Annotated in this window: 10 protein-coding genes and 1 pseudogene; 4 read left to right on the top strand and 7 right to left on the bottom strand. The window is 37.2% G+C overall.

Annotated elements, in window-relative coordinates:
- From ACFIK6_RS08760 to ACFIK6_RS08735, 6 genes and pseudogenes are all read right to left on the bottom strand, one after another.
- Positions 1 to 288, bottom strand: a pseudogene (locus ACFIK6_RS08760) (hypothetical protein); the annotation flags it as partial.
- Positions 285 to 1,130 carry a hypothetical protein gene (locus ACFIK6_RS08755; RefSeq protein WP_375657248.1) on the bottom strand — a complete coding sequence of 282 codons (846 nt, stop codon included), beginning with the start codon at positions 1,128 to 1,130 and terminating at the stop codon, positions 285 to 287. The pseudogene ACFIK6_RS08760 and the gene ACFIK6_RS08755, both read right to left, overlap by 4 nt.
- Positions 1,127 to 1,597, bottom strand: coding sequence for a hypothetical protein (locus tag ACFIK6_RS08750; protein ID WP_375677556.1), 471 nt, complete (start codon positions 1,595 to 1,597; stop codon positions 1,127 to 1,129). Before ACFIK6_RS08750 ends, ACFIK6_RS08755 begins: the two co-directional genes overlap by 4 nt.
- On the bottom strand, positions 1,594 to 2,229 hold the full coding sequence (locus ACFIK6_RS08745) for a hypothetical protein (RefSeq protein ID WP_375677555.1): 636 nt from the start codon (positions 2,227 to 2,229) through the stop codon (positions 1,594 to 1,596). Before ACFIK6_RS08745 ends, ACFIK6_RS08750 begins: the two co-directional genes overlap by 4 nt.
- Before the next feature lie 113 nt (positions 2,230 to 2,342).
- On the bottom strand, positions 2,343 to 2,723 hold the full coding sequence (locus ACFIK6_RS08740; RefSeq protein WP_375657251.1) for a hypothetical protein: 381 nt from the start codon (positions 2,721 to 2,723) through the stop codon (positions 2,343 to 2,345).
- A gap of 262 nt (positions 2,724 to 2,985) precedes the next feature.
- Positions 2,986 to 3,315: a helix-turn-helix transcriptional regulator gene (locus ACFIK6_RS08735; RefSeq protein ID WP_208439714.1), complete on the bottom strand. Its 330-nt coding sequence runs from the start codon at positions 3,313 to 3,315 to the stop codon at positions 2,986 to 2,988.
- Between the two features lie 120 nt (positions 3,316 to 3,435).
- Between ACFIK6_RS08735 and ACFIK6_RS08730 the strand changes: the two genes are divergently transcribed.
- Together ACFIK6_RS08730 and ACFIK6_RS08725 are read left to right on the top strand one after the other, a co-directional pair.
- A complete protein-coding gene (locus tag ACFIK6_RS08730; protein WP_375642655.1) occupies positions 3,436 to 3,714 on the top strand; it encodes a hypothetical protein in 279 nt (92 codons plus the stop codon).
- A 10-nt stretch (positions 3,715 to 3,724) separates the two neighbouring features.
- Complete coding sequence (locus ACFIK6_RS08725) at positions 3,725 to 4,333, top strand: hypothetical protein (RefSeq protein ID WP_375677554.1); 609 nt, start codon at positions 3,725 to 3,727, stop codon at positions 4,331 to 4,333.
- Between the two features lie 152 nt (positions 4,334 to 4,485).
- Here ACFIK6_RS08725 and ACFIK6_RS08720 read toward each other — a convergent pair whose 3' ends face one another.
- On the bottom strand, positions 4,486 to 5,178 hold the full coding sequence (locus ACFIK6_RS08720) for a hypothetical protein (RefSeq protein WP_273791729.1): 693 nt from the start codon (positions 5,176 to 5,178) through the stop codon (positions 4,486 to 4,488).
- A gap of 75 nt (positions 5,179 to 5,253) precedes the next feature.
- On the opposite strand from ACFIK6_RS08720, the gene ACFIK6_RS08715 reads away from it, so the two are divergent.
- On the top strand, positions 5,254 to 5,757 hold the full coding sequence (locus tag ACFIK6_RS08715; RefSeq protein ID WP_375677553.1) for a crossover junction endodeoxyribonuclease RuvC: 504 nt from the start codon (positions 5,254 to 5,256) through the stop codon (positions 5,755 to 5,757).
- Positions 5,717 to 6,285, top strand: a 569-nt coding sequence (locus tag ACFIK6_RS08710) for a YdaU family protein (protein WP_375642683.1), incomplete at its 3' end; no start/stop codon positions are given. The genes ACFIK6_RS08715 and ACFIK6_RS08710, both read left to right, overlap by 41 nt.

The following is a 6,285-nucleotide window of genomic DNA, read 5'->3' as shown; positions in this document are numbered from 1 at the left end:
GTAAACAACAGCACGACTGTAAACTTGTGCATCAGAATAAACTGAAGCATTTCCACTAATACAGGCGCCATCAAATACCTTGGCATTGTTGTAAACTTTTGCACCGCTATAAACCATGGCATCATTATAAACCCAACAGTCTCCTTCATGACTTAAGTTGCTCTCACCTTCTATAAAGCCGCCTAGGTCACCTTTCTTGACTCTTCCAAAGTCTCTCAGTGCACGAATGCGGTGGAGAGTTTTGCGCCCAATTTCAATTGTTTCATCAGTCAGTTCGTATTTTTTCATCTGGTCTTTTCTCCAGTTGATATGGCGTTATAGTCATCAACGTGTGCCCTACCGTAAACTTTTGCATCACCGTAAACTTTTGCTTCTCCGTAAATTTCTGCCTTATCGTAAACACGTGCTTCATCGTAAACGCGTGCATCATCGTAAACTTTTGCACGCCCATGAACATGTGCATTGCCAAAAACCAAGGCATTACCAAAAACCTTGGCATAACCGTAAACCTCTGCATTATGGGAAACGCATGCCTTACCGTAAACGTGTGCATGGTCATAAATTTTAGCATCACCATAAATCTTTGCACTATCGTTCACATATCCGTCTTTAATTTTTGCATTGCCATAAACTTCTGCCTTATCGGAAACGTATGCATAACCGTAAACATGTGCATTATCGGAAACTTTTGCTTCATCGTAAACGCGTGCACAATTGTAAACCTCTGCACGACCGTAAACATGTGCTTTATCGAAAACGCGGGCACAATCGTAAACCTCTGCACGACCGTAAACTTCTGCATCACCGTAAACTTTTGCTTCTCCATAAATTTCTGCACGACCGTAAACGCGCGCTTCATCGAAAACGTGTGCGCTCTCGTAAACATGTGCATTATCGGAAACTTTTGCTTCATCGAAAACAAGTGCATTGCCATAAACACGTGCATCTCCAAAAACACAAGCCTTATACCAAATCCAACAATTGCCCTCATGGGATAAGTTGCCTTCATGCTCTATAAAACCGCCTAGGTCGCCTGCTTTAATACCACCAAAGTCTCTCAATGCACGAATGCGGTGAAGAGTTTTGCCATCAACTTCAATTGTTTCATCAGTAAATTCGTATTTTTTCATCTGGTCTTTTCTCCAGTTGAGATTCTTTTATCGCCATTAATCCAGTCGTTCCAACATACACATGCATCACCGTAAATTTTTGCATGACCATAAACATGCGCATCACCGTAAACTTGCGCATTGCCGTAAACACGCGCCCTATCGTAAATATATGCATCACCGTAAACTTCTGCATGACCGTAAATGCATGGTTCATCGAAAACTTCTGCTTTGCCATAAATACGAGAATTGTCGTAAACATGTGCATAACCGTAAACTTGTGCATTTTCGTAAACCTTAGCATCATCATAAACCTTGGCATAACCCCCAATCCAGCAATTACCATGATGCGATAGGTTGTCTTCTTTTGCTATAAAGCCGCCAAGATCACCTTGCTTGACGTCCCCCAAATCTCTCAATGAACGTATGCGGTGGAGAGTTCTGCCATCAAACTCAATTGTTTCATCAGTAAGTTCGTATTTTTTCATCTGGTCTTTTCTCCAGTTGAGATTCTTCTATCGTCATCAATCCAGTAGTTCCAAAATACACATTCATTATCATAAATCTTTGCATTGCCATAAATATGCGCATTGCTAAGAACATGTGCATTGCCATAAACATGGGTATTGCCATAAACATGGGCATTACTATAAACCCTAGCATTGCCATAAACATGTGCATTGCCATAAACATGGGCATTACTATAAACCTTAGCATTGCCATAAACATGGGCATTGTCAAAAACATGGGCATTGCCACAAACATGGGCATTATCAGAAACCTTTACATCCTCATAGATTTGTGCATTGCCATAAACTTCTGCATTCTCATAAACACAAGCATTGCCATAAACACTCGCACTACCAAAAACCTTGGCATTGCCAAGAACATGTGCATCACCAAAAATCTTGGCATTACGAAAAATGGTAGCACTTTCAAGCACCTTGGCATTATCATACACCCAGCAATTACCTTTATGACTTAGGTTGTCTTCTTTCTCGATATAGCCTCCTAAATCACCTTGCTTGACGTTTCCAAAGTCTCTCAACGCGCGAATACGGTGAAGGGTTTTTCCATCAAACTCAATTGTTTCATCTGTCAGTTCGTATTTTTTTTCCATGGTTTTACTCCTTTAAGTTAGACTCTGCCTTTGTCGTTCTTGCAAAAGAACGGCATTGCATTGTGTGGTGAATTTTTTGAAAAGGTGGCGTCTTTTAAAAACGCCTTTAGATTTTAAAGCACATCACAAGGACGCAAACGGTGTTGTTTTTCGTAAGAACCATACATTGCATCATCATATTCGCGCTGTTTTATATCATCTAAAAAAAAACCGTATGCTGAGCTATGCGTAACAAAGTCGTGCGGAATGTTTCCGTTGAAACACTGCTCTTCACATTCTTTAAGATAGAATTCGGCAACATCTTCAGAGATATCTTCACAACGATTAGTCGTTGGTTCTACGCGCAAGATTTGGACAGCATTATCGGCTTGGTCGATAAATTTGATAATGTCCTTTTCTTCGAAGAAAGTTCCATATTTAGCGAGATTTTGCTCTTCATTTTCGCACATCACTAAGAGAATTTCATCAGAATTTATAAACACTGGTTTTTTCACAAATGCCTCCATACCAAAATATTTAAATACATTTTGAAAAAAACGCCTTGACATAGGTTTTTTTTTTCGGGGTATGGTGCAGTGATAATTGTATTTTATGCACAAGTCAATTAAAATTTTGCATAAAACGCAAAAATAAATCTTAAAATATATAATTAAATTATGCGCTATCCACAATTTGGGAGATGTTTATGAGCGATATAGATAAAAAAATAGAATCTGTTTTTTCATTATTCAATGAAAAAGAGCAGTTAATTATTACTTATTTTGTTTTTAATTTTTTTAATAATTCAAGAAAATCAAGCACCGCTTCTTTGTCAACTGGATCAAGTGATGCACATATTTTCATAAAATCTAAGTCTACTTCTTTGTAAAAACTGGGGGGAGGTTCGTTAAAAAATTCAGAAATCTTTACTAGTTCATCAATGGTTATATCTCGCGTTTTACCATTTTGATAGGTATTAAGCATGCGATTCACTGCTGATGGGTGTAGTTCTAAATGTGATGCTAGTAATGTTTGTGCGCCGTGTCCTCGTTCGTTAAGGCGCTCTTTAATCCATAGCTTAAGTTTGGACTGAATATCTTGTTCCATGGTTCGTATAATCCTTGAAAATATATTTTTATGCAAATGTGCAAAAATGATAAAAAAGCATAATTTCGTTGACTTGTGCATAAAACGCAATTATTTATTGCGCTGTTATGGAGATTACATATGCCTTCGAGATTAATTATAAAATATTTAGGTGGTTTCAAAACTGTAGCAACCATAGTGCAAAGAGATGTGTCATCTGTTTATAGATGGCGTGACATACCAGCAAAACACCAGCAAAAAATTTTAGATTACGCCCGTGAGCATGGGATAGATTTACGTCCAGAAGATTTTTTTTATCCGGAGCGCTTGCAGAGATTAATGCAAGAGCAACACCCCCCAATTACGAAAATTTGCAAAAGTTCCAGCGTTGATAGCGCGGGTGAGACTTTGCAGCATTAAGGAGATGAAGATGAGTTCGAATGAGATTTTATGGATAGCAGTGGTTTCAGTTTTGCTCTTAAGCGGAGTGATGTTTCGTATTGCATTGCATTATCGCGACCAAGTTAAAGCACTTAAAGAGCAGGTTAATAATCTTAAGAAAGAAATGAGAGAGAAGGAGTTTAGGTATTTAAAGGAAACCAAGCAGACAATTGATGAATGTGATGCGGATCTTGAAGAACGTGACAAGCTAATTGAAGCACTGAAGCAAGAGATTAAAGAGCGTTACGAGGAAATGAAAGAACGTGACGAGGAAATTAAAGAACGTGACAAGCTAATAAAAAAATTTAAGCAACAGACTGAAGAGCATGAAAAGGCGTTCAGAAATGTAAGTGAAGTTGTAATGACACTAAAAGCAGATGTTCAATCACGTGATACGGAAATTGAAGACCTTAAGCAAAAGATAGATGCGTATCGAGAAGAGTTTGAACGGAAAAGTGAAAAGATAAAGGCACTAAAAGAAGATGTGCAATCACGTGATACGGAAATTCAAAGACTAACACAAGAGCTTAAACCGCGTGATGAAGCAGTAAAAGCGCCGCCTCATAAGAATAAGAAGAGTAAGAAGAAGGGTAAGTGAGGAGAGAAAGATGAGTTTAGTAGCAACAGTTCTTTCTATAACTACCAATCTATATTTGCTTTATGAGGTTTATCACTATTTTAAACAGGCAGGAGAGCTTAGGGATGAGATAATTAAACAAAAAAGAATAATATGGGATCTAGAGGATAAACTTAGGAAGAATGAGGGGATAAGAAATAGGTCCAAAAAGAAGCTTTAATTGTTTTTTGAGGATTACTTGAGGAAGTATGTTCCATAATAAAAAGCGGAGTATCTGATTTATTCAATTTTGAGGAACAAATGAAAAATTCTAATTTAATTTCTTGTCCACCGATTATATTATTAAAGGAATTAAGACCATTTTGTAAGGTTTGTTCTGTTTCGAGTTTTATTAGGTCTATATGTTTCGGAGATGTGGGGTTGATAGTTATTTGGCCATTTCCGCTAATAAATGTACCGTTGCTATAAACTATTTTATCAAATTCGAATTGGCATTTTTTCTCTATCCATATGTGATTTATTTTAATCATTCTTTCTGTAGGATTTTTAATGTATAATATGACACTAAATTTATTAGGATCATGTTTGTCTGGAGTAGGACTATGTACATTGAACTGTAGCGGTGGTCCTAAGTCCAGTTCTTCTTTTGTTTTTAGTAAAAAATTGACATGTTTTTCTGATGATGTGGCTTGCTTTTGCAATGATTTATTTTGCTCTTCTAGATGGTTAAACTGTTTTTCTACATTGCATAAATCTTCTCTTCGAGTCTTTTCTGCTTTTTTGAGATCTACGTATCTTAAAAACAACGATAGTATTAGGGAAAAGATACTAATAATTATAGCTATAACATCTTTATCTATTTGCATACTTCTTACACCCTTCTTTCCTTCATTTTCGGAAAAAAACACTTCTATAAAACACATTTTGTATGGAGTGGCGCTGTGATTAACACGATTCTTTGTTTTGATCTAGGTACGAAGACGGGGTGGGCGATACGTGGTGCAAGTGGTGACATATTCAGTGGTACCGTGAATTTTCAATCGCGCCGTTTTGAAGGCGGTGGAATGCGTTACTTGCGTTTTAAACAATGGCTATCAGAAATAAAGCAGACAGCAGGTCAAATTGACGCGGTGTATTTTGAAGAGGTGAGGCGTCATAAAGGTACAGATGCAGCGCATGTTTACGGAGGTTTGTTAGCAACGTTAACGGCGTGGTGTGAACAGCATCAGATACCGTATGAGGGGATACCAGTAAGTACGATTAAGAAAGCGACGACAGGCAAGGGGAATGCGTCGAAAGAAGAGATGATTAAGGCGGTGCGTGCAAAAGGGCACAATCCGAAAGATGATAACGAAGCAGATGCTTTAGCAATTTTATATTTAGTTAAAGAAAGGGAATTGGGGTATGTCAAATGGTATGCCGTGGATCAGATTTCATTTGTATGACTGGATTAGTGGTACAGATGGAATGACATTGGAGCAACGGGGCGTTTATATAACACTTCTTGTTCGCATGTATGACAAAAAAGCACCAATTAAAACAGATTTTGAAACGCTTGCACGCGCTTGCAATTGCTCGCAAAAAAAATTTGCAACGATTGTCGAATATTTAATAAGAGATAATAAACTTATTGAGATAGATGGTGGGTTGTGGAATGCGCGCGTTGAAGAAGAGCTAAAAGATTTTGCTGATAAAAAGGATCATATATCACAAATTCGTAGTGAAGCTGGTAGAAAAGGTGCACAAGCAAAAAGTAATATAAAACAACACGTTAATAATTTTGCTGAAGCAAATGACAAGCAAAATGTTTTTTTTGCTGAAGCAAATGACAAGCAAAACGTTTTTTTTGCTGAAGCAAACGCTAAGCAAAATCAAGCTATAAAGAACCAGAATAAGAATATATATAAAAAAAATAAAACTAACGTTTTATTAAAAAAAGAAATTGATTTTGAAGATTTAGAAACAACCGATTT

The sequence above is a fragment of the Bartonella sp. AS69XJJH genome (assembly GCF_042195585.1).
Classification (GTDB): domain Bacteria; phylum Pseudomonadota; class Alphaproteobacteria; order Rhizobiales; family Rhizobiaceae; genus Bartonella.
The sequence above is the reverse complement of the archived record's forward strand: the minus strand, read 5'-3'. Positions and strand labels throughout refer to the sequence as shown.

Coding starts and splice junctions, on each gene's coding strand:
- ACFIK6_RS08755 (WP_375657248.1), bottom strand. CDS start 1,130: ATGAAAAAATACGAATTTACTGATGAAACAATTGAAGTTGATGGCAAA.
- ACFIK6_RS08750 (WP_375677556.1), bottom strand. CDS start 1,597: ATGAAAAAATACGAACTTACTGATGAAACAATTGAGTTTGATGGCAGA.
- ACFIK6_RS08745 (WP_375677555.1), bottom strand. CDS start 2,229: ATGGAAAAAAAATACGAACTGACAGATGAAACAATTGAGTTTGATGGA.
- ACFIK6_RS08735 (WP_208439714.1), bottom strand. CDS start 3,315: ATGGAACAAGATATTCAGTCCAAACTTAAGCTATGGATTAAAGAGCGC.
- ACFIK6_RS08730 (WP_375642655.1), top strand. CDS start 3,436: ATGCCTTCGAGATTAATTATAAAATATTTAGGTGGTTTCAAAACTGTA.
- ACFIK6_RS08725 (WP_375677554.1), top strand. CDS start 3,725: ATGAGTTCGAATGAGATTTTATGGATAGCAGTGGTTTCAGTTTTGCTC.
- ACFIK6_RS08720 (WP_273791729.1), bottom strand. CDS start 5,178: ATGCAAATAGATAAAGATGTTATAGCTATAATTATTAGTATCTTTTCC.